Raw genomic sequence first — 23962 nt, forward strand, 5'->3', positions numbered from 1 at the left:
GCCCCTGGTGCGGCCGGCCGCTCAATAGCCCGGGCTGTCCAGGTCGGCATCGGCCAGTGCAATCCGGTCGCGCCCCTCGCGCTTGGCCTGGTAGAGCGCCTGGTCGGCCCGGTCCAGCAGGTCGCGCAGGCTGCGGTCGCTGCCCCTGAGCGTGCCCAGGCCCATGCTGGCGGTGATGCGGTAGCGGTGGCTGGCGCCTGCATCGGTGCCTGCCAGCTCCAGCGTGCGCACGCAGTTGAGCAGCCGCACGGCCACCTCATGGCCCTGGGCCAGTGTGGTGCCCTGCAACAGCACGCCGAATTCCTCGCCCCCCAGGCGGCCCACCGCATCGCCGGGGCGCAGCCCTTCCATCACGGCGCGGGCAAAGGCCACCAGGGCGCGGTCGCCTTCTAGGTGGCCGAAGCGGTCGTTGATGGACTTGAAGTGGTCCACGTCCAGCATCAGCAGGGTGAGCGGCGTGCCATGCTCGCGCGCCGCGTGGTAGGCGGCTTCGGCCGTTTCCAGGAAGGCGCGGCGGTTGGCCATGCCAGTCAGCATGTCGGTGGTAGCCAGGCGGTGCAGTTCGCGCTCGAGGTTCTTGCGCTGCGTCACGTCGCGGTAGATGCCCTCCACCCCGGCAAACTGGCCCTGGTGGTCGTAGAGGGCGTGGCTGCTGATGGAGATGTCGATCACCACGCCGTCGCGCCGCACCATCTGCCCCGGAAAGTCGGCGACCTCGCCCTTTTCCTGGATGGCGGCCTTGAAGGCGTCGCGGTCCTTGCTCTGCGGGTAGTACGACTCGGCCGTGCGGCCCTCGATCTCGTGCGGCTCGTAGCCCAGCACGCGGCGCACCCCTGGCCCCACGTGCTGCACCACCCCCAGGGCGTCGGTGCGGTAGTACACGTCCTGCATGTTGTCGAACAGGCGCCGGAAGTTGTGCTCGCTTTCGCGCAGCTGGTCCTGGATCTCGCTCTGGTGCGTCATGTCCATGCCGCACATCAGCAGGGCCGGTGCGCCCTGCCATTCGATGGCCACGCTGGCCACCAGCACCATGCGCAGCTGGCCCTTGTCGGTGCGCACGCGGAACTCGGAGGACTTGTTGGGCCGCCCCGCGTGGTCGGGCTGTTTCACGCGCTCGATGCGCTGGCTGGAACGTGCCTTGTCCATGGGGTGCACGAAGTGGCCCAGGATGCGGCCCAGCAGGGCCTGCTCGCTGTCGGCCTCCAGCAGGGCCACGCCAGCCGCATTGGCCCGCAGAATGGCCCCGGCCGGCGTCACCACCAGTGCCGCTGCGGGCAGCAGTTGCAGTAGTTCCTCGTCGTGGTGCATGCGTGTTTGTAACAATACGTGTTGTTGCATTGTGGCACCGGGTTCCCAAAACGCCAGCAACTGTTTGCAATGGTCGATGGCGGGTGCGGGTTTCCCGCACGCCCCTCGGGGGCGCAGGAAACCCGAGGGTCGCCGACGACGCCCATCGGCTGCGTAGGCCGACGCCGCGTTTGCGCACTGGGGCCGCCGGTGGGCCTGCAGGGACGGTTGCGTCAGGTAAAGCGCGCGAACGGGTCCACCAGGGACGCGATGCTCGGTGCCCCCGGTACCACGCCAGTGGCCGCGCTGCCGCGCCGCGCGGACTCGGGCTCTACGGTCACGGGCGATACCGCCAGCGGCTGCATGGGCCGGCCATAGACACGCCGCACGCGGTCTTCGAGCGTGGGGTGGGTGTCGAGCCGGCGCTCCAGCCGGCTGCCGCCTTCCACGTCCACCAGCAGCATGTGCTGCACCGAAGGCAGGGCCAGACCGGTGTGGCGGTGGTCCTGGGCGTAGCCCGCGGGCGTGTCGCGGTGCTGGCCCATCACCTTGCGCAGCACGCCGCCCAGGCCCTCCTTGCTGCGCGTCCACTGCACGGCGCGGGCATCGGCCAGGTACTCGCGCTGGCGCGAGACGGCGGCCTTGAGCATGCGCCCCGTGAGCCAGCCGGCAAAGCCTGCCAGCATGATGGCCGAGCCGAACCACCAGGCCAGGCCGCGCCGCTCGCGCAGCGTGTCGCCAAAGTTGTAGACCAGCTCCAGCCCGAACACCATGCCCGCCAGCTGCATCTTCAGGCGCGTGTCGCCCTCGTGCAGGTGGCTCAGCTCGTGGGCCACCATGCCCTGCAGCTCGTCGCGGTCGAGGTAGTCGAGCGCGCCCTGCGTGACGGCGACCACCGCATCCTTCTCGTCCCAGCCGGCGGCAAAGGCGTTGATGGCGTCCACGCGCGGCACCACCATCACCTGCGGGCGGCGCATGTTGGCGGCAATGCACAGCTCATCGACGATGTTGGCCAGCCGCTGCTCGGCGTGCGAGATCGAAGGCCGCAGCTCGCGCGCACCGGCGCGCGTGGCCAGCCTGACGCCGCCGGCCCGCAGGTTGGAGGTTTCTACCCACCAGCCGCCCAGGATGAGCATCAGCGACACACCCACGTTGACGGCCAGAAAGCCCGCAGGGTAGGGCAGGTTGCCGGGCAGCACGGCCGCCATCAGCAGCCAGGCCACCACCAGCGCCCCGTGCACGGCGGCCACCAGCAGCGCCACGGCGATGGCAAAGCCCAGCAGCAGACGGCGCGTTTCGCTGCGCGCGTTCTCTTGTTGGTTCCAGAATTTCATGGGTCAGCCCTCGCGGTTGCGCGGACTGCTCAGAACTGGACTTTGGGCGTGCTGCGCTCCTCGGCGCTTTGTGTCGATTCGAGCATGGGCGAGCTCACGAAACCCAACAGGCGCGCCACGACCAGGTCGGGGAACTGCTGGGCCTTGTCGTTGAACTCCAGCACCTGGTCGTTGTAGGCCTGGCGCGCAAACCCCAGGCGGTTCTCGGTGCTGGTGAGTTCTTCGCTCAGCGATTGCATGGAAGCATCGGCCTTGAGGTCAGGGTAGGCCTCGGCCAGGGCCATCAGCCGGCCCAGGCTGCCGCCGAGCACACCCTCGGCCGTGGCCAGCGCACCCAGCGCGCTGGCACTGGCCGGTGTTGCACGGGCCGCGGTGGCTGCGGTCTGCGCGTTGCCGCGCGCCTTGACCACGGCCTCGAGCGTGGAGGCCTCGTGCGCCATGTAGCCACGCGCCACCTCCACCAGGTTGGGGATCAGGTCGTAGCGCCGCTTGAGCTGCACGTCGATCTGTGCGAACGCGTTGGCAATGCGGTTGCGCAATTGCACGAGGCGGTTGTAGATCACGATGGCCCATACGAACACGACCACCAACACCGCCGACAAAATCCAGCCTCCAGTAGACATGGTGCACCTCCGTTGTTATGAATTTGATTGCGGCCCATCTTATAGAGCGCGTTTGTGGAACTGGTCGATAGCTGAAATCTGCAAGGGAATTGCGTCCGGCCCCTCGGTGTGCCACGATACAAGGTTGCCCTGTGCTGGTGTTTTCATGGCGCTTGGGCGGCAGGAGGTAGGCAAGAGGTACCATCGCCCATGCGTAAAACTTATCCATTGCACGTTGAAGGCAAGAACCCGGACCGGGTTCTGGAGGCCATCAAGCACGACATCCGCAAGTACATCAAGCGCGAACGGCGTCGCGACATCCCCGCAGGCGCGGACTTCTGGGACTTCGATTGCCAGTTTGGCGCCACCAAGGAAGCGGCCACCGTGGTGCACCTGTCGGCCCTCACCGGGCTGATCAACGGCGTGGCGGCCGAGGGCGGCCAGCAGTTCTACGTCGAGATCCTGGCCAAGCCGGGCAAGCGCACCGCGCGGCCTGCGGGCGAGCACGACGATGCCAACGATGGCATGGGCGCTGAAGACGACGACAGCGAAGATTGAGACACCACGTGGCGTGGGGCTGAAAGCTTCGCCCCCCGAACCGGCAGCCGGCTTGCCCCTTGCGGGGCGGCCGGCTTTTTTTTACGCCCGCAGGCGGCTCATTCGGGCTTGGGCGGCTTCTTGCCCAGGGGGCGCGCGGCTTCGGCCGCTGCCTTGGCTTCGGCCTCGGCTGCGGCAGCGCGCAGCTTGTCCTTCTTGCTCGGGCGGCGGCCCTTGATGCCGCCGGTGCCGGGCTCGCCCGGGGCTGCCGGGGCAGGCGCTGGTGCCACTTCGGTCGGCTCGAAGCCGGCAATGGTTTCCAGCGGCAGGTTCAGGCCCTGGCGCTTTTCGATCAGCTTGAAATGCGCCGTGGCCTCGGGCGTGACGAAGCTCACGGCCACGCCGCTCTCGCCCGCGCGGCCGGTGCGGCCGATGCGGTGCACATAGTCGTCGGCCGAGCGCGGCAGGTCGTAGTTGACCACCGCAGGCAGCTGCGCGATGTCGATGCCGCGCGCCGCCAGGTCGGTGGTCACCACCACCTGCCAGCGCTCGTCCTTGAACTCCTGCAGCACCTGCTTGCGCGAGCCCTGGCTCAGGCCGCCGTGGAAGGGGCTGGCGAAGATGCCGGCCTTGTAGAGTTTTTCGGCCACGTGCTCGGCCGCGTACTGCGTGGCCACGAAGACCAGCACGCGCGTCCATCCGTGCTCCTTGAGCAGGTGGCGCAGCAGCTGGGTACGGCGCTTGTCGTCCACCGCGATGGCGCGCTGCGCGATGTCGGGCGTGTGTTGTGGCGTGGCGGCAATCTCCACGCGCACCGGCTGGCGCAGCAGGTCGTCGGCCAGGGCCTGCACCGCCTCTGGAAAGGTGGCCGAGAAGAACAGGTTCTGCCGCCTGGCCGGCAGCAGCGCCAGCACGCGCTGCAGTTCCTCGGCAAAGCCCAGGTCCAGCAGGCGGTCAGCCTCGTCCAGCACCAGGTGGGCCACCTGGCCCAGCTTGATGGCGTTGTGCTCCACCAGGTCGAGCAGGCGGCCCGGTGTGGCCACGATAACGTCGGCTCCGCCGCGCAGGCCCATCATCTGCGGGTTGATGGAGACACCGCCGAACACCACGGCCACCTTGGGAGGCTGCTGCAGGTGGCCGGCCAGGTCGCGCAGCACCTCGCCCACCTGGGCCGCCAGCTCGCGCGTGGGCACCAGCACCAGGGCGGTGACGTGGCGTGATGCCTGGCCGGTGGTGCCCAGTTGCACCGCCTGCAGCAGCGGCAGCCCGAAGGCCGCCGTCTTGCCCGAGCCGGTCTGCGCGATGCCCAGCAGGTCCTTGCCATCCAGGATGGCCGGGATCGCCTCGGTCTGGATGGGCGTGGGCGCCGTGAAGCCCAGGGCCTGGGCGGCATGGGCAAGGGCAGGGGAGAGACCGAGGGCGGCAAAGGGCATGGGCAAGGCAGCCTGTGCACGGGGCACGGCCGCAAAAGAAAGGGGGTGGTCGCAGCCCGCGCGGGCTGTCTGGATGCCCCGATTGTCCTGCATCGGGGTTGTAGGGCGTGAAAAGGGGCGGTTTGCCATGCCGCCACGCGAACCCCGTGCGCAGATAATCGGGCGGCACAGACACCTGCTACTCCTCCCTATGGCCATTCCAACCGATCCTTCCGCCATCACCCACGGCATCCAGCTCGCGGTGGCGCCCGTGTTCCTGCTCACCGCCGTCTCCGGCATGATCGGTGCCGTGGCCGGCCGGCTGGCGCGGATCATCGACCGCGCCCGCGTGGTGGAGGACCGCGCCCGCGCCAACAACGACCCCGAGTACACCGCGCGTGCCTACGCCGAGCTGGGCGACCTGCGCCTGCGCGGCCGCCTGGCCAATGGCTGCATTGCGCTGCTGACCTTCTGCGCCTTTCTCATCGGCATCACCATCATCCTGCTGTTCCTCGGTGAAACCCTGGACTACCAGGCCAACCGCCTGGCCATCGGCGGTTTCCTGGCCGGCGTGGCCTCGTTCCTGCTGGCGCTGGTGTGTTTTCTGGCCGAGACGGTGATGGCCACGCGCCTGCTCAACTTCCACATGCTGCAGAACGAGCTGGGCGCCAACCCGGCCGACAAGCCCAAAGAGCCGCAATAGACAAACAACAAGCACATGGCACCCGCTCCCAAGAAATCCCTGTCCGACCTTGCCAGCCTGGGCGGCCTGGTCTACTCCACCGACGCGGGCCGCATGTGCCCCGAATGCCGCCAGCCGGTTGCCCAGTGCGTGTGCAAGGAGCTGGCCAAGAATGCCGTGCCCGCGGGCGACGGCATCGTGCGCGTATCGCGCGAGACCAAGGGCCGTGGCGGCAAGGCCGTCACCCTCGTCAAGGGCGTTGCGGTGGATGCCGCCGCGCTCGACCAGCTGGGCAAGCAGCTCAAGGCCGCCTGCGGCAGCGGCGGCACGGTGAAGGACGGCGTGATCGAAGTCCAGGGCGACCACGTGGACCGCGTGATGGCCGCGCTGCAAAAGCTCGGCCACAAGGTCAAGCGCGCGGGCGGCTGAGGGAGCAAGCGCGATGGACGCCGAAAAGCTGCAGAAGCTGGTCACGATGGAGATGCCCTACGGCAAGCACAAGGGCACGCTGTTGGCCGACCTGCCGGGCAACTACCTCAACTGGTTTGCGCGCGAAGGGTTCCCGAAGGGGGAGTTGGGGCAGTTGCTGGCGCTGATGCACGAGATCGACCACAACGGCTTGTCGGATCTGCTCAGGCCGCTGAGGGGGCGATAAGGGCCGGGCTGGCGTCGCGCAGGAAAAGGCGTCCTTGAACGCTGGCATCCGTCGGAGGGAGAGCTATGGGATTCATGATTGGGGTGTTGGTCTTCGTCTTTATCTGTACCGTCGTGCACCTGATGTACAGGCCTGAGCGGACCGAAGTCGTGCCTGGTCCGGACTTGGAGAGTGCCGACGGATTTGTTGCCACCCAGCAGGTCGATGGGTGTGACGGTGTGACCGGTATCGCCATCGATGAGGCGCACAAAAAACTGCGGCTGATCAGCTACCACCGCGCTGGAGCTGCCGGTATTGACCAAGGCGGGGCTTTTGGTGCCGAAGAGGGACACGGCTTTGGCCCGGACCAGGATTGGGTCCATAGCGTCGATGTCGGTTATGGCGACATCCTGTCGGTAGAGGTGCTCGACGACTTTGCCCTTGCAGGGGATCGCATCGTCCTTGCCATCATGCGCGTGCAATTGCGCATCAGCTTGAAGAACACGTCCATTCCAACCCATAGCCTTGTTTTCCTGGAGTCCACCTTCCATGCGAACAGGGCTTTGTACGAGGCAGCCTTGCACAAGGCGCGCCACTGGCTTGGTGTTCTGGAGGCAGCGATCCACGAGGACGGGCGGCGTGCCGCGCCAAACCCGGCCGCTGGCCCATCCGCGCCTTCGTCGGTGACTTCCGTCGCTGATGAGCTCCGAAAGCTCGCCCAGTTGCGCAACGAGGGCGTGCTGACCGAACAGGAATTCCAGCAGCAAAAAGCCAGGCTGCTGGCCTAGAGGCTCAGCGCGCCTGCTGCCACAGCACCGGAAACAGCGGGTGGTCCATGGCCGCCCCCGCCGGCAACGCATCCACCAGCCCCGGAAAATCTGGCGAGGTCTTCCAGCGCCGCGGCGCATGGGTGATGTCGTCGCCGATCATGCGCACCGAGAACACGCGGCGCCGGCGCCCGGGCTCCAGGCCGGCGGAGGCGTGCAGCGTGAGCATGTTGAAGGCGATCGCATCGCCCGGCTCCACGGCCCAGCCGCGGATGTCGTGGGCCGCGCGGTCGGCCTCGATGTCGGGCAGGTCGGCCAGGGCGCCTTCGGGGAACCACTTGGCTTCGTTGGACATGAAGGTGCGCGGCATGAGCCAGGGCCCACGGTGCGAGCCGGCGACCAGCTCCAGCGTGGAGGCGCGCGAGACGGGGTCGACGGGGATCCAGAAGCTCACGTTCTGGCTGCCCTCTATGTTGTAGTAGGGCTGGTCCTGGTGCCAGGGCGTGCGCTGGCGCGTGCCCGACTCTTTGGTGAGCATGTGGTCGTGGTACAGGCGGATGGTGCTGCTGCCCGTGAGCTTGGCCGCGATCTCGGCCAGGGCGGATTGCGAGATCACGTCCCAGTAGGCGGGTATCTCCTGCCAGTTGCAGAAGTCCTCGATGAAGAAGCCCGGGTCGTCGGCGCGGCTGGCCACCTTGGCGCGCGGGCTGGGGGCGGCCAGGTTGGCATCGATGCCCTCGCGCAGCCGCTCGACTTCGGCAGGCCGCAGCACGCCGCGCAGGCAGACCACGCCATCGCGGGCGAACTTCTCGGCCATGGCGCTGGCGGGGGACTGTGCGTCGAATTCGGTGGGGTGGTTGGTCAGCATGGTTTCGTCTCCTGGGGCTGTACGGCAGAATCAGTCTAAATTGACGCAATTCAATCAAATACGCCTGTTCGGACAAGCAATCGATGAAGCCAGACAAGATGAAGCACCCGAAGGCCGCCTGCAAGCCGTCTGCCGCACCGGCGGCCATGGCACCACCGATGCTGTTCAAGGTGGTGCACCTGCAGCCGGGCGGTGCCGACCCGGCCGACAGCCATGCCGCGGGGCAGTTCGTGCACGCACTGTCCGGCGTGATCGAGGTGGGCATGGGCGGGCAGGTGTTCCTGGCGCCGCCGCAGTACGGCGTGTGGATACCGCCGCACCTGGAGCATGTGTCGAGCAACCGGCACGAGGCCAGCTACGCTACCGTCTATGTGGCCGAGGGCCTGTGTGCCACGCTGCCGCGCCAGCCCTGCACCATGGTCATCAGCCCCTTGATACAGGCGGTGCTGGACACCTTGCGCGCGCGCCAGATCGCTGCACCGCGGAGTGCGCCCGAGCAGCGCCTGTTCGAGGTGCTGCTGGACGAACTGCGCGTGGCGCCCAGCCACGACAGCTACCTGCCCCTATCCCAGGACCCCTTGCTCGGCCGCGTGCTGGAAGCGCTGCTGGCATGCCCCTGGGATGGCCGCTCGCTGGCCGAATGGGCGGCCACGGTGCACACCACCGAGCGCACCCTGGCGCGGCGCTGCGAGCGCGACCTGCACATGCCCTTTGGCGAGTGGCGCCAGCGCCTGAAGGTGGTGCGCGGCATCGCGCTGCTGGAGGCCGGCCGCGCGGTCAAGGACGTGGCGCTGGAGCTGGGCTACAGCGCGCCCTCGGCCTTCATCACCATGTTCCACAAGCAGCTGGGCATGACGCCGCAGGCCTATTTGCGGCAAAAGACCTGTTGACGGAGAGCGCTCAGGTCTTTGCGGCGCGCGTCTTCGGCGCGATGAAGCCGGTGGACAGCCCCACGCCGCAGACGATGACGGCCGCGCAGACCAGCATCCACTGCGTGATGCGCTCGTCGAGAAACACCACCCCGTAGAAGGTGGCGAACACCGGCAGCAGGAAGGTGACGGTGAGCGCGCGCGCAGGGCCGGCGCGCTCGATCAGCCGGAAGAACAGGAAGTAGGCCACGCCCGTGCACAGCACGCCCAGCGCCGCGATGGCCAGCCAGGCGCGCATCGAGGGCATGTGCTGGGGCCAGTACATGATGGCCGGCACGGCCAGCAGCAGGGCCGCGCCGATCTGACTGCCGGTGGCCGTGGCCAGGGGCGGCACCCCGGTGAGGTAGCGGCGCGTTGCGCTGGCGGCAATGCCATAGCACAGGCAGGCCAGCAGGCAGGCGCCGATGGCCCACAGGGCCGCGTTGTGGTTGCCCGCGCCGTCGCCATCGCGCAGCCCGGCACTGCCGCTGGCCAGCATGACCACGCCGATGAAACCGATGGCCAGGCCCACCAGGCGCCAGCCGCTGGGCCGCTCGCGGAACCAGACCCACGCCACCAGGGCCCCAAACATCGGCGCCGTGGCGTTGAGCACCGCCGCCAGGCTGCTGTTGATGGTCAGCAGCGCAAAGCTGAACAGCGCGAACGGCAGGCCCGAGTTGAAGACACCCAGGGCCATGCTGGCCTTCCAGTGCTGGACCAGCGCGGCCCCCTGTCCGCGGAACATCATGAGGGGAAACAGGAAGACGGCACCGATGCTGACGCGGGCCGCCGCCGTGGGCAGCGCCCCGAACTCGGCGGCGCCCATGCGCATGAACAGAAACGACGCCCCCCACAGTGCCGCCAGCAGCACCAGGTCGACGACCCAGGCTTTGGCGCCGTGGGTCGGTTGCGGGGACTGCGTGTCCGCAGGGGAAGAGATGGCTGTCTTGTTGTTCATGGATGTCACTTGTTGCCCGGGTCTCAGCCTCTGATTGGGCGCCAGATCGATCGTGCCATTGATGCTATTTGTTCACCAATGGGCCCCGTCTCGCTCATCAATCGCGCGGCCGGGAGGCGGGCGCATTGTGCGAGGAACGCCGGGCCTTTGGCAAGGGCCGCAGGTGCGCCACGGGCCATGCACGCCACGGCGAAAGCGTGAACTACTTCACACCCGTTTTTGGGGGGCCAGGGCTATGATTTCCCCGTCGATCCACCCGTGGTCGGCGCCTCCCTTGTGCAAGCAAGTTGCCCGCCTCGTGCGGGCTTTTTTTGCGGGGTGCGGCCGAGGCTGCTCACTCAGGGGTCTTGAACGACTCCCAGTACTCCATGATCTTGAGCACCTGGCGCAGCTGGCTGGTCGGCATGGTCTGTGTGCCCCAGGTGGCATGGCGCCCGGCCGTTTCGCCTATGATCCAGAAATGCCGCACGTTCAGGAAGGCGGCAATCGCCTCGAAGTCTGCCTCTCCCAGTGCGCGCACGCTGCGGTAGCCCGCCAGGTAGCGGCGCCAGCGCGTGAGCCCGGCCTCGTCGAGCGCGCCGCCCACCTTGCGCGGCAAGGTGTTCCACAAGTACACGCACAGCTCATAGGCCAGCAGCCCCGGGCCCGCATCGTCGAAGTCGAAGAACGAGGCGACGCGCGTGCCGTCGGGGCCGTCGGTCATGAAGTTGTTGGCGCCGTGGCAGTCGCCATGGCAGGCCACGCGGGTCAGCGAGGGCAGCAGGGCGCTGATGCGCGCGTCCAGGCGCCCGGCCAGGGCCGTGTACGCGGCGCGCAGGCCATCGTCCATGGCCGGCGCTGCGCACAGCTGTTGCAGCGGGGCGCGCAGCAGGTCGGGCAGGTCGAGCTGGTACCGGCTGGGCGGGCCCGCGTAGCCCTGCGCCAGTTCATGCAGCAGGGCCAGGCCGCGGCCCGTGGCCTCGGTGTCCGGCACGGACTCGCCCGGCCATTCGCCCGAAAGGTGCTCGAACAGCACCAGCGGGCGCGGCCCCTCGGGCAGCGGCAGGGCTATGCTGGCCGCACCGTCGCGCGCGGCCAGCGGCGCTGCCACGGGGCCCCCTGCGGCCTTCAGGTGCCAGAGCATCGCCGTCTCATAGGCGGTATTGGGTGCACCGCGCGGACGGTCGGCGCACAGCCGTGCCACGGCCTGCCGGCCGTCGGCAAAGCGCAGTTCGTACACCTGGTTGAAGCCGCGCCGCATCAGCACGCAATGGGTCACCTCGCCCAGGGCGTAGTGCTCCATCACCTCGCGAGCGATGGTGCCCCCCGTGGGGGTGGACTGGGCGATGTCGATTGAGGCAGCGGTGGTCATGGGCAGGGCGTGCGGCGTGGAGGGCCGGCGATTCTGCCTGAAGTCAGGGCGCCATGTGGGCGCTCAGAACACACTGCCCGCCACCGTGAAGTCCGCCTCGCGCACCGCAATGTCGCGCAGCGCCGCCACCAGCGGCCGCAGGTCATCGCGCCGGTGGTGCAGCGCATAGTCGAGCAGGCCCAGCGGCACGCGGCTGGGCAGCTGTTGCAACACGCCGCGCCCGCACAGTGCCTGCGCCCAGCCCAGGGGCAACAGGCCGATGCCGCCGCTGTGCGCCAGCAGGCCGGCAATGGCGCCCCAGTGGTTGCAATGCAGGCGGCGCGCGGGCTGGGCGCCTACCTGGCGCAGCCAGTCGTCGATGAGCTGGGTCACGCCCGAGCCGGGCGGCAGGGCCACGAGCGGGTGGGCCTGCAGCGCGGCGGCGTCCATGGCCTTGGCGCGGGCTGCGACCTCGGGCCGGGCGCACCAGGTGAAGGCGGCCTGCGCGATCGGCATGGAGGTGAGGGCGCTGCGGCTGGAAGGGCCGGCGACCACGGCCAGGTCGAGCTCGCCGCGGTCCAGCCGCTCGGCCAGGGCGGCGCCCACGTCCACATGCACGCTGACTTCCAGGTCGGGGTGGGCGCTGGCGATGGCGGCCACCAGGCGCGGCAGCCAGGTCAGGGCGGTGAGTTCGCCCACGCCCAGGCGGCAGGGGCCGCGCAGGCCGGTGGTGGCACCCATGGCCTGGTGCAGGCGGTCGGCCTGTTGCAGCAGTGCGCCCGCCAGGGGCACGAGGCGCGTGCCCGCCTCGGTCAGCGCGGCGCGGTGGCCGGCGCGGTCGAACAGCACCTGGCCCAGCGAGGCCTCCAGCTCGGCGATGCGCTTGGACAGGGACGATACCGACAGGTGCACGCGATCGGCCGCCATGGCAAAGCTGCTGCAGGTGGCAGCCCAGTAGAAGGCTTCGAGTTGCTTGAGCGTCATGGCCTGGGTGTTTCTATTTGGCGAACAAGGCGATATTAATAAATTCGCTTTCTTGATGGGTTGGGATGCCGGACACTGGCTTTCGGCTTTCACCTTCCTGGAATTTCCGCAATGCCCTCTCCCTCCGCTCCAGCCACCAGTCCCTGGCAAGCCTTCGACGGCACGCGCCGTAGCGGGCGCACGCGCGACCTGCTGTCGCTGGGCGACTTCGAGGCCGCGGCCCGCCGCGTGCTGCCGCGCCCGATCTTTGGCTACATCGCCGGCGCGGCCGAGGACAACCGAGCCCTGGCCGACAACCGCCAGGCCTTCGACGAGCTGGCGCTGGTGCCCAGGGTGCTGCGCAACGTGGCCCAGCGCGACCAGGGCGTCACGCTGTTCGGCACGCGCTATGCCAGCCCTTTCGGCATTGCGCCCATGGGCATCACGGCGCTGTCGGCCTACCGGGGCGATGTGGTGCTGGCGCGGGCCGCGGCGGCGGCTGGCATACCCGCAGTGCAAAGCGGCAGCTCGCTGATCCGGCTTGAGGAGGTGATGGCGGCCGCGCCCGGCACCTGGTTCCAGGCCTACCTGCCGGGCGCGCCCGAGCGCATCGAGGCGCTGCTGCAGCGCGTGGCCGCAGCCGGTGTGCAGACCCTGGTGGTCACGGTGGACATCCCGGTGGCCGGCAACCGCGAAAACAACCTGCGTGCGGGCTTTTCCACCCCGCTGCGGCCCAGCCTGCGCCTGGCGTGGGACGGGCTGGTGCGCCCGCGCTGGCTCGCTGGCACCTTGCTGCGCACGCTGGTGCGCCATGGCATGCCGCACTTCGAGAACTCGTTTGCCGAGCGCGGCGCGCCCATCCTGTCCTCGCGCGTGCAGCGCGACTTCTCCGGGCGCGACCACCTCGACTGGGGCCATATCGCGCAGATCCGGCGCCAGTGGCGCGGGGCCCTGGTGGTCAAGGGCATCCTCAGCCCGCACGATGCCGCGCTGGCGCGCCAGCACGGGGTGGACGGCATCATCGTCAGCAACCACGGCGGCCGCCAGCTCGATGGTGCCGTGGCCCCGCTGCGCGTGCTGCCGGCCATTGCCGAGCAGGCCGGTAGCGCCATGGTGGTGATGCTGGACGGCGGCATCCGCCGCGGCACCGATGTGGCCAAGGCCCTGGCGCTGGGCGCGCAGGCCGTGTTCGCGGGCCGGCCCTTCAACTACGCCGCCGCCGTGGATGGCGAGGCCGGCGTGGCCGCCGCCATCGGCCTGCTGCGCGCGGAGGTGGACCGCAACCTGGCCCTGTTGGGTGTCTGCTCCTGCGCCGAGCTGGGCCCGCAGCACCTGGTGGACCGGCGCACGCCCTGGCCGCTGGCGCTGCAGCCTGCCGGATCGAATCACCCCCTCTGACCGCCGACGGCTGCACACTTGCCATGGCCACCGTGTCCACCACGGCGCCGGCCATGGCTGAGCGCCTGTGCCATAGTGGTGGGCATAACCCCACTCCGCAGAGCCATCCCATGCATCTGCAGCAATGCCTCGTCAAAGCCACCCTGCTGGCCAGCCGGGGGCGGCTGGACGAGGCCATTGACACCGTGCGTCAGGGGTTGGGGCCTGTTCCCCCAGGCGGGTCGCAGGACGGGGTGCGTGACCGGCTCCAGCGCCTGGAGCTCGAGGTGCTGCTGGCGGACCTGCTGGGCGCCAGCGGCCGCACCGAAGAGTCCGCCGCGGTCGCCAGGCAGGCCCGGGACCAACTGCTGGCCAGCGGCCTGGATGCGGACCTCACGCAGCCGCTGCTGGAGCTGGCCAATGGCATTCTCGACGGCCGCTCCTCAGCATAGAACTTCCAGGCGCAGATCGCTGGCCGCGCCGATGCGCGCCACGCAGCAGTGAAAAAAAGGCGGGCTCGCGCCAGCCAGCTTCCCTGGCGCGGCTGGATGCCCGTGATCCCCGAGCACAGCGGGGTCTGCAAGAGGTCGCTCACGATCTTCCAGCGCTTCGCGCCGGGGATGTCCATCAGCCACGGGGACGAGAGGTTCGTGTCCGTGCAGCACCGTTTCCTGCGCCACGGCAAGGGGGTCGCCAAGGGCGCAGTGGTGTCCAGGGCCGCTGTGGTGCATTGAGGCCCTGGCGGCAGCGCCGGGGCCGGGGTGCGAGGGCCGGACCATGTCTCAGGACACAGCGGCCTTTTGGCACGCGTGCTGTAATGGCTGCCTCGTATCCCTTGCCCAGGCCCCGTGTGGACGACAGCCCCGCCTCCATAGCCCGCGACATTGCCGCCGTCTCCCGCATCAGCGCCGTGCCGTCGCTGCTGCGCATCGTCTGCGACAACACCGGCATGCGCTTTGCCGCCGTGGCGCGGGTGACCGACGGCACCTGGACCGCCTGCGCGGTGGAAGACCAGATCAACTTCGGCCTGCTGCCTGGCGGCCAGCTCGACGTGCACACCACCCTGTGCAAGGAGTCGCGCGCCGCGCGCCAGCCCGTGGTGTTCGACCACGCCAGCACCGACCCGACCTACGCCACGCACCACACACCGCGGCTGTACAACATCGAGAGCTACATCTCCGTGCCCATCGTGCGGCCCAATGGGGATTACTTCGGCAACCTGTGCGCCATCGACCCCAGCCCCAACCAGTTGTCCAACCCCAAGACGGTGTCCATGTTCCAGAGCTTCGCCGAGCTGATCGGGCGCCAGCTCGATGTGGAGCAGCGCCAGGAGGCCACCGAGACCGCGCTGCTCGATGCGCAGGCCACGGCCGAGCTGCGCGACCAGTTCATCGCCGTGCTGGGGCATGACCTGCGCAACCCGCTGGCCTCGGTGGGGGCCATCGGCGAGATCCTGGCGCGCCGCGAGGACGACGCCGCCGTGGCCCGCTATGGCCAGCGGCTGCGCGCCACCACGCGGCGCATGTCGCACCTGATCGACGACGTGCTCGACTTCGCACGCGTGCGGCTGGGCGCCGGCATGGGTGTGCGCATCGAGGCAGTGCCCGACCTGCAGGCCGCGCTGCGCCAGGTGGTGGGCGAGTTGCGCGATGCGCACCCCGATTCGCAGATCGTGGAGCAGTACCGGCTGTTCGGGGTGGTGGAATGCGATGTGGGCCGCGTGCAGCAACTGCTGTCCAACCTGCTCGGCAATGCACTGGCCTACGGTGGCAACGAACAGCCCGTGGGCGTGGATGTCTCGCTCGACCAGGGCTGGCTCACCATCGCCGTCGCCAATGGCGGCGAGCCCATCGCGGCCGCCAACCTCGACCGGATCTTCGAGCCCTTCTGGCGCCCGGTGGAGAGTGCGCCCGGGGGCGGCCTGGGCCTGGGCCTGCACATCTGCGCGCAGATCGTGCGTGCGCATGGCGGCACGCTGCAGGTGCGCTCTGCGCGCGAAAGCGGCACCTGCTTCACGGCACGCCTGCCGGCCATCCAGGGGCCTGCTGCAAGCACAGCAGCATAAGCCCGTGCCCCGGCGCGGGCGATGGCGCCACGCGCGGGCCGGGCGGGTACCATCGCGCAACCAATCCCCCCGCACCCAAGGAAGCCATTCGTGCACCGATTCAGTTTCAAAGCCATCCTTGCCGGCGTCGTGTTGATGCTGCTGCTCCTGCCCGCCATTGCTTATGGCCTGTGGTACCTGGCCTCGTGGTGGTTCCAGGCCCAGGGGGCGGGCGACGCGCAGATGGCCCAGATGGTGACCGAGTTCCTGGACGGCAACCTGGGCACGCTGGCGCTGCTGCTGGTGGGCGGGGCCATGTGCATACCGGGCGGTTACGTCACGGCGCGGCTGGCACCGGCGCACCCCTATGCCAACAACCTGGTGGTGGCGCTTTTGCTCACCGCCATCTCCATCGGCCTGGCCATTGGCACGGGCTCGGGCTGGGACTGGTGGTTCGACCTGGCCAACGCCTTCTTCACCGTGGCGGGCTGCTGGTTCGGGGGCTGGCTGGTGGCGCGGCGCAGCCGCTGAGCGCATGCCCCAACGCGAAGCCCTGGTGATAGCCCCCGACGACGGGGCCCTGGTGCTGCAGCCCTCGGGCCGATCCTGGCACCAGGGGCTGGCCAAGGCGCAGGCCGAAGCGCGGATGGCGGAGTTCTTCAAGGGCACGCACGACCATGGCAATGGCTACGCGTGGTCGTCCTTCAGCGGTTTCGACTTCGGCGGCATGCCGTGCTGGTTGTCGGTGGGCTTCCACGAGGGCCTGCTGAACATGGTGCTCATGGGCGTGGGCCTGCCCGGCGCCCAGGAGGAGGACGGCTGGCCCACGCAGAAGGCCATCGACAACGAAATCGCCTTCGTACGCCGCGTGCTGCACCAGCAACTGGGCCGCAATTTCGGCAACCATTCGGTGTCCTTTCCCTGGGGTGAGGCCTGGAGCCGTTTCGACCCCAAGGGCTTCATGGCCAGCGCGGGCCTGAGCTACGCTAGCGGCCCAGCAGCTTGAGCTGGGCCGCCTTGCCCTTGCCGCCCAGCTTCATGGCGGCCAGGGAGGCCGTGGTGCTGGCCGGCAGGGCCAGGCCCTGCGCCAGGTGCAGCTCGAGCAACAGCTCCAGCAGGGGCGCCTGGTCCTTGCGCCAGGTGGTCATGGGCTCTTCCAGCATCGCGCAGAGCAGGGTGAATACGGCCACCGGCATGGCCGCATGCGCCTGGGCCGCGGCGGCCAGGCTCTTGGCACAGCGCGGGCCCTTGACCAGGGGTGTGGCCCATAGGCTTGCCAGCGTGCGCCCCAGGGCATGGACATCGAGCCGCCCGTCCTGCACGCCCTGCACCAGCGCATCCAAGGCCAGAGCCGCCTGCCCGGGCTCCTTGCCGGCCAGGGCCACGGCCAGCAGCAGCACGGCCATGGGTGTGAGCGGGGTGGTGGGCTCCAGCAGCAGGTCGAGGTAGGCGCGGTTCTGCCACTGTGCCTCGTCCCAATCCACATTGTTGCCCATGGTGCGTGCGGCCTCGGCAAACAGCGGCTCCAGGCCCGAGGGCAGCAGGCTGGCGGCAAAGCGGATGTGGGCCGCCTCGTGCTCGGTGCTCCAGCGCGTATCGGCCAGATGCTTGGCGCACAGGGCCAGGGCGGTGTGGTGGGGCTGCGCGTGCTCCTGCGGCTGCAGCGCGGGTTGGTGTCTGAGGTACAGGTGGTGGAAGGTGTACCCGTACTCGGTGCTGCGGCTCAGGACATGCCAGCCCAGGCGAGGGTGCAGTGGGCCGTCCGGGCCCAGGTCGCCATAGGCAGCGAGCGTGGGGGCATCGTCCGCGTGGGGTGAGCGCACGCGTGCGGCGGCGAGGAACAGAGGGCGTGCTGCAGCGTCCGCCGGCACCTTGACCGTGCCATCGCCCAGTGCATAGCGCAGGGCCTGTACCAGCGGGGTGGAGGCTGTGATGCCCTGCGCCTCTGCGAGCCCGGTGCGCGCCGCCGCCTCGTCCATGGGGGCCGGCACCAGCCGCATCAGCGCCAGTACCTGTTCGGACAGGGGGGCCATGACCCCGGCGTGCAGTTGTGCCTGGATGCGCTGCACCAGTTGCCGCGGATCGATGAAGCCACCCCGGTGCGTGGGCGTGGACAGCGGCGTGAGGCCCTGGCCTGCGAGCGCCTGGGCGATGAGGCCCTGCACGCGCGGACCGATGAAGTGCTCCGCGCGGGTGGGTGCATCGCCAGGCACCCGCATCACGTCCTCGGCCGTGCCCTCGCCATCCACCGCAGCGGCCATCACGCGGGCCAGCGCGAAGGGCAGGGGTTTGGCAGGCCACTCCAGCTTGCGGGTGCGCTTTTGCAGCGCCAGGAAGGCCGCCTTGTCCGCGGCGGTGATGGGCGCCAGCCGCACCAGGGCCCCTGCAACGCGCTCCCATTCGTCCACGTCGGCCGGGTTCTCCAGCGCATAGGCCATGCGCTCGACCACGTCGGCGACCCACTCCAGCGGGGCCAGCGCGCGGCTGGCATCCAGTGGCGAGATCCTGCGTGGTGCCTGTGCGGGCCCGGGGGTGGCCGCAGCCATGGCCGTCGGCGCTGCATCGGCCTCGCCCACCAGCGCGGCCAGCGCCGGCCGGTTGACGGCCGAGACGAAGGACAGGTAGCCGCGTGCCAGCTCTCGGCCCGCATCGTCCAGGCCCCATTTCGCGAGGAAGGCGATGGCCTTCTTGTGCACATCGGCTGCGGTGTGGCCCAGGGCCGGCGCGGCAATGCCGCTGGCATGGCGGGCCAGGGCCGCATCGTTCTTCGCCACCTGGCCCAGCAGCTCCAGCGCCGCCAGCACCTGGCCCTTGGCGGTGGCCGACACCAGCGGCGTGGCGGCCTCGCAAACGGCCTGGGCATCGACCCGGCCGGCTTGGTACAGCGCGGTCGCGGCCTGCAGGGCCATGCCTGCCGTGGGGGCGATGCGGCTGTGGCACAGGGCCAGGTAGCGGTCGGCCTCGGGTGCCATCTCGTCCACCGTGGGGGCCAGCTGTTCATGGAAGCGCGAGAACCAGCCCGACTTGAACTGCGGCCAGTCGCAGGCCAGCGCGCCCAGGGTCTTGTCCAGCAACTGGGCGCGGGTGTACACACCGCGCTCGCACAGGGTGAGAAAGGCGTGGCTCCAGTAGAGCTCGGGGTCGTGGCAGTACTTCTCGCGCGCGGCAAAGCTGCCGTCGGAGCTGCCTTCGCGCTCGAACAGCCGGAGCAGCCAGGGCGCCACACCGGGGTCGGCATCGACATGCTTGAGCACCACGTTGGATTCGCTGCGCAGGTCGCCGAAGAACAGGGCGTCGATGTACTCGTCGGTATCGGGGCGCTCCACCAGCCCGGCCACGATGGCGCGGTGGATGACGTGGGGGTAGTGCCACTGGTGCTCTCCACGCAGCTGCCTGGCCATGGGTTCGCTCGACAGCGGCGGTGTAAACCGCGCCTTGTACGCCGCGATGTCCTGGATGCCGATGTGCTGCCAGTAGTCGCTGGACGGCAGCTCCGGGTTGCACATGAAGCGGGCCAGCTCGGTGGCGCGGAACAGGCGGTTGGCGCGGGCCTTGCTGGTGTGGCCATCCACGGTGAGGGGGCTGTCGGGGTCGGCGCGCAGCAGCTGCCAGCGGCGCATGATCAGGCGCTCGGCGGTGCGGTGCATGACCTTGCGCTCGGCCTCGTCGGCCGCGCCGATGCAGTCCATCACGGCGTCGAGATCGCCTGCGAGGATGTGGCGCTCAAGGGGCGAATCGCCGGTGGCCGTGGTGTCTTCGTGGTCGTGCATGGGAGCAGGTCAATGCGAGAGGGTTGCAGCCTGTGCGGCGCATGCCGCCAGCACATGCTTGCACGGGCCGCGTTCGCCCTGGTGCCTGGCGAACCAGGGGCAGGTGCAGCGCAGCTCGCCGTCCACCTCGCGCACGCGGTAGCTTGCGTCGCCGCTGTGCACCTCGGCATCGAGCGGGCTGGCGCTGGCCAGACGCACTGCGCCGGCCTGCAGCAGCGCGCGGGCATCGGCCAGGCGCGGGTTCATGTCGTCGAGCTGGGCCAGGTCCAGCGGCAGCACGCGGTGGAAGTAGGCGCCGTGCACCAGGTCGTAGCCAACCAGGCCCGAGGCACCGAGCAGCTGCAGCGCCCGCTCCACATCGGCGCCGGGCCACTGTAGCGTGGCGGCGAGGGCATCGCCGCGCAGCGTGTCCTGCCAATGCAGCTGGGCGCGCACGGCGCTGGCGGGGCGGGCCTCGTCGGCCTGCACGAGGGCGTGCAGGGCCTGGCCCTCGCCCGAGAAGCCGCGCCACACCTCGGCGCTGAGCACCAGGGTCAGGCGCATGGCGCCGAAGTCCAGGCACCAGGCGCTGGCCTGCTGCTGGGCATCGGCAAACAGCGTGAGGCTGCGCGCCTTGGGCAGCAGGGTTTCGAGCACGCGCAGCCGGCTGCTATCGGTGAAGCGCACGCCGCTGCCGTCGTTCTGCGCCGTGGTGCGCAGGCCCTGGGGGCCGGCCACCACCCACAGCGGGGTCTTGCTGGTCGATGCGCGGGGCAGGCCGCGCACGAAGCGCAGGGCCGGGATCGCATCGACCTCGAAGACCTTGCGCATGGCCGCCTGGTAGCTCTGCACGGCCACCATGCTGCGCAGCCAGCGCAGGGGCAGCTCCACCTTCTTTTCCACCACCTGCGTGCCGGCGGTGTGCAGGGTGAAGGCCGCGGCTCCTACCGACAGGGCCAGCCCGTCGGCATCGCGCACCTGGGCCAGCGCGGCGCGCATGGACGCGTTGAAGTCGATGTTGGTCGTGCCCTTGCCGACGATGTCACCGGCATAGGCGGCTGGCTCCATGTCCACCCGGATGTAGGTGCTGCAGCAGGCCGAGAAGCCCTCGAGCCGCAGCATGCCGCTGCCGGCCGTGACCACCGGGTCGGCCAGCGCAATGGCCTTGGCCGCGCTGTTGGCCGGCGTGAAGAAGCGCGAGCCCACCAGCAGGTGCACCGCACTCAGCAATTGCGCGGCCAGCTGCGGCTGGTGCAGCCGGCCCTCGAAGAAATGCGGGTGCGCCACTTCGCCGGGCGACGAGGTGGTCAGCCGCAGGTGCGGTGCGGCGCCGGCCCCCAGGTCCACGGACGAGGGTTCGGCATAGCGGTAGGTGTGGGCGAACTGGAGCATGGGCGGCTGATTCTGGCTCACTTGCCCAGGCGGGCATCGAGGATGAGCTTCAGCAACTCCCCGAACTGTTCGTCGCTCACGTAGTTACTGGGGTCTTCGGTGTCCACGCGATGCACCACCACCAGGTCATAGGCCGGTACCACGACCACCAGGTGCGCGCCAAAGCCCTGGGCCGAGAAGGTGCCGGCAGGCACGCGGACGGACGGCAGGTGGCGCCCGTCCACCTCCACCCACCACATGTAACCATAGCCCCCGTCCACCCCTCTATCGGAGTAGGACTGCATGCTTTGCTGGATCCATGCTGCCGGAATCAGCTGCTTGCCGCCCCATTGCCCGCCGCGCAGGTACAGGAGCCCGAAGCGCGCCAGATCGCGGGCCGACATGTGCATGGGGTAGGCGGCGTGTACAGACTCCTTGCCCGTGAAGTACGCACCGTCCTGCGCGCGCCAGTCCTGCATCTGCAGCGGCTGGGCCAGGCGCGTGGCAAAGGCGGTGTAGAAGCTGGTTTTGGCCTGCGCTTCGTAGATGGTGTTCAGCGCATTGAAGTCCCAGTTGTTGTAGTACCAGAAGGTCCCTGGCGCATGGCTGCCGCGCGCCGGCCGGGCTGCCGCCATGGCGGCGGACTCGTACAGGGTGGGGTGGTAGATGCCCGAGCGCGACTTGAGCAGGTCGGCCACGGTGGCGCGCTTTTCGGCATCGGTGAGCGCGGGGGCGTTGTCGTCGATGCCCAGCTCGCCCAGGGTAGCGCCGAGCTTGATCTTGCCTTCCTCCACCGCCATGCCCACCAGGCCGTTCAGGATGCTTTTGCGTATCGAATGGATGTTGAAGCGGTACTGCGTAGGCCCCCATTCGTCGAGCACCTTGCCATTGACCACCAGCATGACCGCCGCCGTGTCGAGACCTTTCGAGTGCTCGCGCGCCAGCGCCAGCTTCGGGGTCGACCAGCCCACCGCCTCGGGCGAGGCGATGCGCTCCCACTCGGCGCCGGGCACCGGGGCCGCATCCGGGGCGGCTACCGCCGGCCCCGCCACAAGCAGGGCGATGCCCGCAACCCACCGCCACGGTGCACGGATGATTCTTGCCATTGCCTGCATTGGATGCCTTCCTCCCGGTGGAACAGGGTGCCCCATCGGGCCCCTGGTGCTGCCGATACTATCCACTCCGAAGCCCTTTTCGGGCACGTTGTGTGCTTGCCATGCCTGCGGCGCCTGCGCGCTGTGACCGGCAGCGCCTGCGCGCAGTACATTACGCGGGCCAACAACCCTGAAAGCGTCTACGGTGAACCGAATCAACCCCAAGGCCCTCATCGTGGGCACCTCGCTCCTGTTGGCACTGTCCATCCTGGCCGGTGTGGTGCTGGTGTCGCTGCAGGGCGTACTGCTGGCCATGGAGGGGCAGAGCGAAGAGCAGATCATCCAGGCCCTGGCCGAGCTGGCCGAGGACGACGGCTACCTGGTCTGGAGCATGGTGCTCGGTGCCTTGGTGAGTGTGCTGGGGGGCCATATTGCGGCCCGCATCGCGGTCGCCTATCCCTATTTCAACGGCCTGGCCGTGGGTGTGCTGGGCACGCTGGTGGGCCTGGCTTTCTGGAGCGAGCTGCCGCTGTGGTTCAACCTCGCGGGCATCTTCGTCACGCCGGCCTGCTGTGTGCTGGGCGCACACCTGGCGGTGTTGCGTGCGGGCGCGTCTGCCGGGCGCATGGGCTGAGTCGCCCCCATAATCCATGACAGAGGCCGTCCGCATCGGTCCACAAACATCTTGGAGGAAGTGCACATGAAGGGCAACGTCGCTGCAATCGTTCTGGTCGTACTGGGGGTGTTCTTTCTGCTCACCAACCTGGGGCTCATCAGCATCAGCCTCAAGGAATTGCTGGTGACCTGGTGGCCGCTGGCGCTGATCGCCATCGGCGTGGCACTGTTCTTCACGCCCAAGGAAAAATAGCCAGCAGGACAGCTTCCCGCAGCCCGCCGCTTTGCCGGGCGGCGCCTTCCGCTACGATCGCCGCTCCAACAAGGGAGAGGTCATGGGCAAGAAGGTTGTGGCGCTGGCGATGGCATGGACGCTGGCTGTGGCCGCAGGTGGGGTGTTTGCTTCCGACAGGCAGGTCGAAGCGGTCAGTGGGCTGGTCAAGGGGGCCAGCAGCCGCACGGCTGCGGGCGTCGAGCAGTTGGCGCAATTCCAGGGCGTTGCCGATCAGGGGCTGTTCAAGGCGGCGGACGATGCCGCCCTGGTCCTGGATGACACCCGCGCCGCAGTGCAGCGCATCGACGCCGCGGCCAGGCCCGCAGTGGCAAGCGCTGCGCTTGCCTACCTGAAAGCCGCGCAGGGCCTGGTCAAGGGCCTGCAGGATGCCCGCCGCAAGGCCGCGCTGGCCGATGTCCTGGAGCGCGAGGGCGCCCAGGCGGTCGTCGACCTGAAGGAGGCCAGGGAAAGCGACCGGCCGCCGATTCTGGAGCGCATGGAAAAGCTCTTCGGGCAGAGCGACGAGGCCGAGGCCGCGATGAAGGCCTCGGTGGGCCGCGCCAGCGAGGCCCTGGCCGAGCTGGAGCTGCGCCGCTCCCTGCTGGCGGCCCAGCTGGGCTCGGCCGATGCACTGCTGCCGGAGAAGACCCTGGCCGCCGTCAAGCGCGGCCTGCAGTCGGTGCAGCCGCAACCCGAGTAGGCCACCGCCGCCAGCGCCCCGCCCAGGCGGGTCACCGCTGCGCCGCGGCCTCGCTCTCCCTCTCGGCGAATGCCGGCTCGGCACCGAAATACCCGCGAAACAGATTGCGCGCAATGCCATGCGCCGCCACCTGCAGCTCCTGCGCAAAATCGGGCGCGAACAGGCGGTTGGTGTGCTGCTGCCACAGCCCCACCCAGGCCGCGAAGTGCGCGGGCGTGACGCCCGACAGCGCCATGTGCTTGCCGAACACGTCGCCCCCCTTGAAGCGCCCCAGCCCCAGCGCCACCGTGCACCAGAAGTCCACCAGCCGCGCCAGGTGCGCGTCCCAGCGACCGTGCAGCGCGGTCTCGAACACGGGGCCCAGCAAGGGGTGGACGCGCACATCGGCGTAAAAGCTGTGCACCAGCTCGGCCATGCTTTCGGCACTGGGCTCCAGATGGGTTGGCTCGGTCATGG

At 69.3% G+C, this 23962-nt stretch carries 27 protein-coding genes; 15 read left to right on the plus strand and 12 right to left on the minus strand.

The features are described from left to right. Positions 1-21: 21 nt before the first annotated feature. The 3 genes from AC07PA_RS25995 to AC07PA_RS26005 form a co-directional block, all read right to left on the minus strand. Positions 22-1308, minus strand: coding sequence for a sensor domain-containing diguanylate cyclase (locus AC07PA_RS25995; protein WP_494609963.1), 1287 nt, complete (start codon positions 1306-1308; stop codon positions 22-24). Positions 1309-1520: 212 nt separating this feature from the next. Next, the gene (locus tag AC07PA_RS26000) at positions 1521-2621 is read right to left on the minus strand and encodes a M48 family metalloprotease (protein WP_494609964.1); all 1101 of its coding nucleotides are present in this window, start codon (positions 2619-2621) and stop codon (positions 1521-1523) included. A gap of 29 nt (positions 2622-2650) precedes the next feature. After that, entirely contained in the window at positions 2651-3244 is a 594-nt protein-coding gene (locus AC07PA_RS26005) for a LemA family protein (protein WP_007861603.1), read from the minus strand. Between the two features lie 189 nt (positions 3245-3433). Here AC07PA_RS26005 and AC07PA_RS26010 point away from each other — a divergent pair, with 189 nt between their 5' ends. Then, positions 3434-3781, plus strand: coding sequence for a DUF6172 family protein (locus AC07PA_RS26010; RefSeq protein ID WP_007861602.1), 348 nt, complete (start codon positions 3434-3436; stop codon positions 3779-3781). Between the two features lie 98 nt (positions 3782-3879). Here AC07PA_RS26010 and AC07PA_RS26015 read toward each other — a convergent pair whose 3' ends face one another. Continuing rightward, positions 3880-5193 carry a DEAD/DEAH box helicase gene (locus AC07PA_RS26015; RefSeq protein ID WP_494609965.1) on the minus strand — a complete coding sequence of 438 codons (1314 nt, stop codon included), beginning with the start codon at positions 5191-5193 and terminating at the stop codon, positions 3880-3882. Positions 5194-5383: 190 nt separating this feature from the next. Here AC07PA_RS26015 and AC07PA_RS26020 point away from each other — a divergent pair, with 190 nt between their 5' ends. From AC07PA_RS26020 to AC07PA_RS26035, 4 genes are all read left to right on the plus strand, one after another. Beyond that, positions 5384-5875: a DUF2721 domain-containing protein gene (locus tag AC07PA_RS26020; protein WP_494609966.1), complete on the plus strand. Its 492-nt coding sequence runs from the start codon at positions 5384-5386 to the stop codon at positions 5873-5875. Between the two features lie 15 nt (positions 5876-5890). Beyond that, positions 5891-6283 carry a translation initiation factor Sui1 gene (locus AC07PA_RS26025; protein ID WP_007861599.1) on the plus strand — a complete coding sequence of 131 codons (393 nt, stop codon included), beginning with the start codon at positions 5891-5893 and terminating at the stop codon, positions 6281-6283. 13 nt (positions 6284-6296) lie between these two features. Then, entirely contained in the window at positions 6297-6509 is a 213-nt protein-coding gene (locus AC07PA_RS26030) for a DUF3820 family protein (protein WP_007861594.1), read from the plus strand. Positions 6510-6574: 65 nt separating this feature from the next. After that, positions 6575-7276: an SHOCT domain-containing protein gene (locus AC07PA_RS26035; protein ID WP_494609967.1), complete on the plus strand. Its 702-nt coding sequence runs from the start codon at positions 6575-6577 to the stop codon at positions 7274-7276. 4 nt (positions 7277-7280) lie between these two features. Here AC07PA_RS26035 and AC07PA_RS26040 read toward each other — a convergent pair whose 3' ends face one another. Next, positions 7281-8123: a phytanoyl-CoA dioxygenase family protein gene (locus AC07PA_RS26040; RefSeq protein WP_494609968.1), complete on the minus strand. Its 843-nt coding sequence runs from the start codon at positions 8121-8123 to the stop codon at positions 7281-7283. 83 nt (positions 8124-8206) lie between these two features. Here AC07PA_RS26040 and AC07PA_RS26045 point away from each other — a divergent pair, with 83 nt between their 5' ends. Continuing rightward, positions 8207-9013, plus strand: a complete 807-nt coding sequence (locus AC07PA_RS26045; RefSeq protein ID WP_007861588.1) for an AraC family transcriptional regulator — start codon at positions 8207-8209, stop codon at positions 9011-9013. 10 nt (positions 9014-9023) lie between these two features. Here AC07PA_RS26045 and AC07PA_RS26050 read toward each other — a convergent pair whose 3' ends face one another. The 3 genes from AC07PA_RS26050 to AC07PA_RS26060 all read right to left on the minus strand — a co-directional run bounded on the left by AC07PA_RS26050 (position 9024) and on the right by AC07PA_RS26060 (position 12303). Continuing rightward, positions 9024-9989, minus strand: coding sequence for a DMT family transporter (locus AC07PA_RS26050; protein WP_145696255.1), 966 nt, complete (start codon positions 9987-9989; stop codon positions 9024-9026). Between the two features lie 334 nt (positions 9990-10323). After that, positions 10324-11340, minus strand: a complete 1017-nt coding sequence (locus AC07PA_RS26055; protein ID WP_494609969.1) for a phosphotransferase enzyme family protein — start codon at positions 11338-11340, stop codon at positions 10324-10326. A gap of 63 nt (positions 11341-11403) precedes the next feature. Then, positions 11404-12303 carry a LysR family transcriptional regulator gene (locus tag AC07PA_RS26060; RefSeq protein ID WP_494609970.1) on the minus strand — a complete coding sequence of 300 codons (900 nt, stop codon included), beginning with the start codon at positions 12301-12303 and terminating at the stop codon, positions 11404-11406. Positions 12304-12414: 111 nt separating this feature from the next. Between AC07PA_RS26060 and AC07PA_RS26065 the strand changes: the two genes are divergently transcribed. The 6 genes from AC07PA_RS26065 to AC07PA_RS26090 all read left to right on the plus strand — a co-directional run bounded on the left by AC07PA_RS26065 (position 12415) and on the right by AC07PA_RS26090 (position 16709). Continuing rightward, the gene (locus AC07PA_RS26065; protein ID WP_494609971.1) at positions 12415-13680 is read left to right on the plus strand and encodes an alpha-hydroxy acid oxidase; all 1266 of its coding nucleotides are present in this window, start codon (positions 12415-12417) and stop codon (positions 13678-13680) included. A 110-nt stretch (positions 13681-13790) separates the two neighbouring features. Beyond that, the gene (locus AC07PA_RS26070) at positions 13791-14111 is read left to right on the plus strand and encodes a hypothetical protein (RefSeq protein ID WP_494609972.1); all 321 of its coding nucleotides are present in this window, start codon (positions 13791-13793) and stop codon (positions 14109-14111) included. A 96-nt stretch (positions 14112-14207) separates the two neighbouring features. Then, positions 14208-14393, plus strand: a complete 186-nt coding sequence (locus AC07PA_RS26075) for a hypothetical protein (RefSeq protein WP_494609973.1) — start codon at positions 14208-14210, stop codon at positions 14391-14393. Between the two features lie 101 nt (positions 14394-14494). Further along, positions 14495-15724 carry a GAF domain-containing sensor histidine kinase gene (locus AC07PA_RS26080; protein WP_494655397.1) on the plus strand — a complete coding sequence of 410 codons (1230 nt, stop codon included), beginning with the start codon at positions 14495-14497 and terminating at the stop codon, positions 15722-15724. Positions 15725-15814: 90 nt separating this feature from the next. Then, a complete protein-coding gene (locus AC07PA_RS26085) occupies positions 15815-16234 on the plus strand; it encodes a hypothetical protein (protein WP_007861571.1) in 420 nt (139 codons plus the stop codon). A 4-nt stretch (positions 16235-16238) separates the two neighbouring features. Further along, positions 16239-16709: a hypothetical protein gene (locus AC07PA_RS26090; RefSeq protein ID WP_494609975.1), complete on the plus strand. Its 471-nt coding sequence runs from the start codon at positions 16239-16241 to the stop codon at positions 16707-16709. Here AC07PA_RS26090 and AC07PA_RS26095 read toward each other — a convergent pair. From AC07PA_RS26095 to AC07PA_RS26105, 3 genes are read right to left on the minus strand one after another with little or no spacing between them, the layout of a single operon-like run. Continuing rightward, positions 16690-19473, minus strand: coding sequence for a DUF6493 family protein (locus AC07PA_RS26095; RefSeq protein WP_494609976.1), 2784 nt, complete (start codon positions 19471-19473; stop codon positions 16690-16692). The genes AC07PA_RS26090 and AC07PA_RS26095 overlap by 20 nt on opposite strands. A 9-nt stretch (positions 19474-19482) precedes the next feature. Further along, a complete protein-coding gene (locus AC07PA_RS26100; protein ID WP_494609977.1) occupies positions 19483-20844 on the minus strand; it encodes an SWIM zinc finger family protein in 1362 nt (453 codons plus the stop codon). A gap of 17 nt (positions 20845-20861) precedes the next feature. After that, positions 20862-21929, minus strand: coding sequence for a serine hydrolase domain-containing protein (locus tag AC07PA_RS26105; protein ID WP_238541942.1), 1068 nt, complete (start codon positions 21927-21929; stop codon positions 20862-20864). Between the two features lie 193 nt (positions 21930-22122). Between AC07PA_RS26105 and AC07PA_RS26110 the strand changes: the two genes are divergently transcribed. From AC07PA_RS26110 to AC07PA_RS26120, 3 genes are all read left to right on the plus strand, one after another. Beyond that, on the plus strand, positions 22123-22551 hold the full coding sequence (locus AC07PA_RS26110) for a hypothetical protein (protein ID WP_007861566.1): 429 nt from the start codon (positions 22123-22125) through the stop codon (positions 22549-22551). A gap of 66 nt (positions 22552-22617) precedes the next feature. Beyond that, positions 22618-22785, plus strand: a complete 168-nt coding sequence (locus tag AC07PA_RS26115) for a LiaI-LiaF-like domain-containing protein (protein ID WP_007861565.1) — start codon at positions 22618-22620, stop codon at positions 22783-22785. 82 nt (positions 22786-22867) lie between these two features. After that, the gene (locus AC07PA_RS26120) at positions 22868-23506 is read left to right on the plus strand and encodes a hypothetical protein (RefSeq protein WP_494609978.1); all 639 of its coding nucleotides are present in this window, start codon (positions 22868-22870) and stop codon (positions 23504-23506) included. A gap of 31 nt (positions 23507-23537) precedes the next feature. On the opposite strand, the gene AC07PA_RS26125 is transcribed toward AC07PA_RS26120, so the two are convergent. Next, positions 23538-23960 carry a group III truncated hemoglobin gene (locus AC07PA_RS26125; protein ID WP_494609979.1) on the minus strand — a complete coding sequence of 141 codons (423 nt, stop codon included), beginning with the start codon at positions 23958-23960 and terminating at the stop codon, positions 23538-23540. Between the last annotated feature and the right edge of the window lie 2 nt (positions 23961-23962).

Source organism: Acidovorax sp. GW821-FHT09B03 (genome assembly GCF_059418305.1).

Excerpts from the sequence above, each read along its gene's own strand:
- AC07PA_RS25995 (WP_494609963.1), bottom strand. The coding sequence starts at position 1,308 with ATGCACCACGACGAGGAACTACTGCAACTGCTGCCCGCAGCGGCACTG.
- AC07PA_RS26000 (WP_494609964.1), bottom strand. The coding sequence starts at position 2,621 with ATGAAATTCTGGAACCAACAAGAGAACGCGCGCAGCGAAACGCGCCGT.
- AC07PA_RS26005 (WP_007861603.1), bottom strand. The coding sequence starts at position 3,244 with ATGTCTACTGGAGGCTGGATTTTGTCGGCGGTGTTGGTGGTCGTGTTC.
- AC07PA_RS26010 (WP_007861602.1), top strand. The coding sequence starts at position 3,434 with ATGCGTAAAACTTATCCATTGCACGTTGAAGGCAAGAACCCGGACCGG.
- AC07PA_RS26015 (WP_494609965.1), bottom strand. The coding sequence starts at position 5,193 with ATGCCCTTTGCCGCCCTCGGTCTCTCCCCTGCCCTTGCCCATGCCGCC.
- AC07PA_RS26020 (WP_494609966.1), top strand. The coding sequence starts at position 5,384 with ATGGCCATTCCAACCGATCCTTCCGCCATCACCCACGGCATCCAGCTC.
- AC07PA_RS26025 (WP_007861599.1), top strand. The coding sequence starts at position 5,891 with ATGGCACCCGCTCCCAAGAAATCCCTGTCCGACCTTGCCAGCCTGGGC.
- AC07PA_RS26030 (WP_007861594.1), top strand. The coding sequence starts at position 6,297 with ATGGACGCCGAAAAGCTGCAGAAGCTGGTCACGATGGAGATGCCCTAC.
- AC07PA_RS26035 (WP_494609967.1), top strand. The coding sequence starts at position 6,575 with ATGGGATTCATGATTGGGGTGTTGGTCTTCGTCTTTATCTGTACCGTC.
- AC07PA_RS26040 (WP_494609968.1), bottom strand. The coding sequence starts at position 8,123 with ATGCTGACCAACCACCCCACCGAATTCGACGCACAGTCCCCCGCCAGC.
- AC07PA_RS26045 (WP_007861588.1), top strand. The coding sequence starts at position 8,207 with ATGAAGCCAGACAAGATGAAGCACCCGAAGGCCGCCTGCAAGCCGTCT.
- AC07PA_RS26050 (WP_145696255.1), bottom strand. The coding sequence starts at position 9,989 with ATGAACAACAAGACAGCCATCTCTTCCCCTGCGGACACGCAGTCCCCG.
- AC07PA_RS26055 (WP_494609969.1), bottom strand. The coding sequence starts at position 11,340 with ATGACCACCGCTGCCTCAATCGACATCGCCCAGTCCACCCCCACGGGG.
- AC07PA_RS26060 (WP_494609970.1), bottom strand. The coding sequence starts at position 12,303 with ATGACGCTCAAGCAACTCGAAGCCTTCTACTGGGCTGCCACCTGCAGC.
- AC07PA_RS26065 (WP_494609971.1), top strand. The coding sequence starts at position 12,415 with ATGCCCTCTCCCTCCGCTCCAGCCACCAGTCCCTGGCAAGCCTTCGAC.
- AC07PA_RS26070 (WP_494609972.1), top strand. The coding sequence starts at position 13,791 with ATGCATCTGCAGCAATGCCTCGTCAAAGCCACCCTGCTGGCCAGCCGG.
- AC07PA_RS26075 (WP_494609973.1), top strand. The coding sequence starts at position 14,208 with ATGCCCGTGATCCCCGAGCACAGCGGGGTCTGCAAGAGGTCGCTCACG.
- AC07PA_RS26090 (WP_494609975.1), top strand. The coding sequence starts at position 16,239 with ATGCCCCAACGCGAAGCCCTGGTGATAGCCCCCGACGACGGGGCCCTG.
- AC07PA_RS26095 (WP_494609976.1), bottom strand. The coding sequence starts at position 19,473 with ATGCACGACCACGAAGACACCACGGCCACCGGCGATTCGCCCCTTGAG.
- AC07PA_RS26100 (WP_494609977.1), bottom strand. The coding sequence starts at position 20,844 with ATGCTCCAGTTCGCCCACACCTACCGCTATGCCGAACCCTCGTCCGTG.
- AC07PA_RS26105 (WP_238541942.1), bottom strand. The coding sequence starts at position 21,929 with ATGGCAAGAATCATCCGTGCACCGTGGCGGTGGGTTGCGGGCATCGCC.
- AC07PA_RS26115 (WP_007861565.1), top strand. The coding sequence starts at position 22,618 with ATGAAGGGCAACGTCGCTGCAATCGTTCTGGTCGTACTGGGGGTGTTC.
- AC07PA_RS26120 (WP_494609978.1), top strand. The coding sequence starts at position 22,868 with ATGGGCAAGAAGGTTGTGGCGCTGGCGATGGCATGGACGCTGGCTGTG.
- AC07PA_RS26125 (WP_494609979.1), bottom strand. The coding sequence starts at position 23,960 with ATGACCGAGCCAACCCATCTGGAGCCCAGTGCCGAAAGCATGGCCGAG.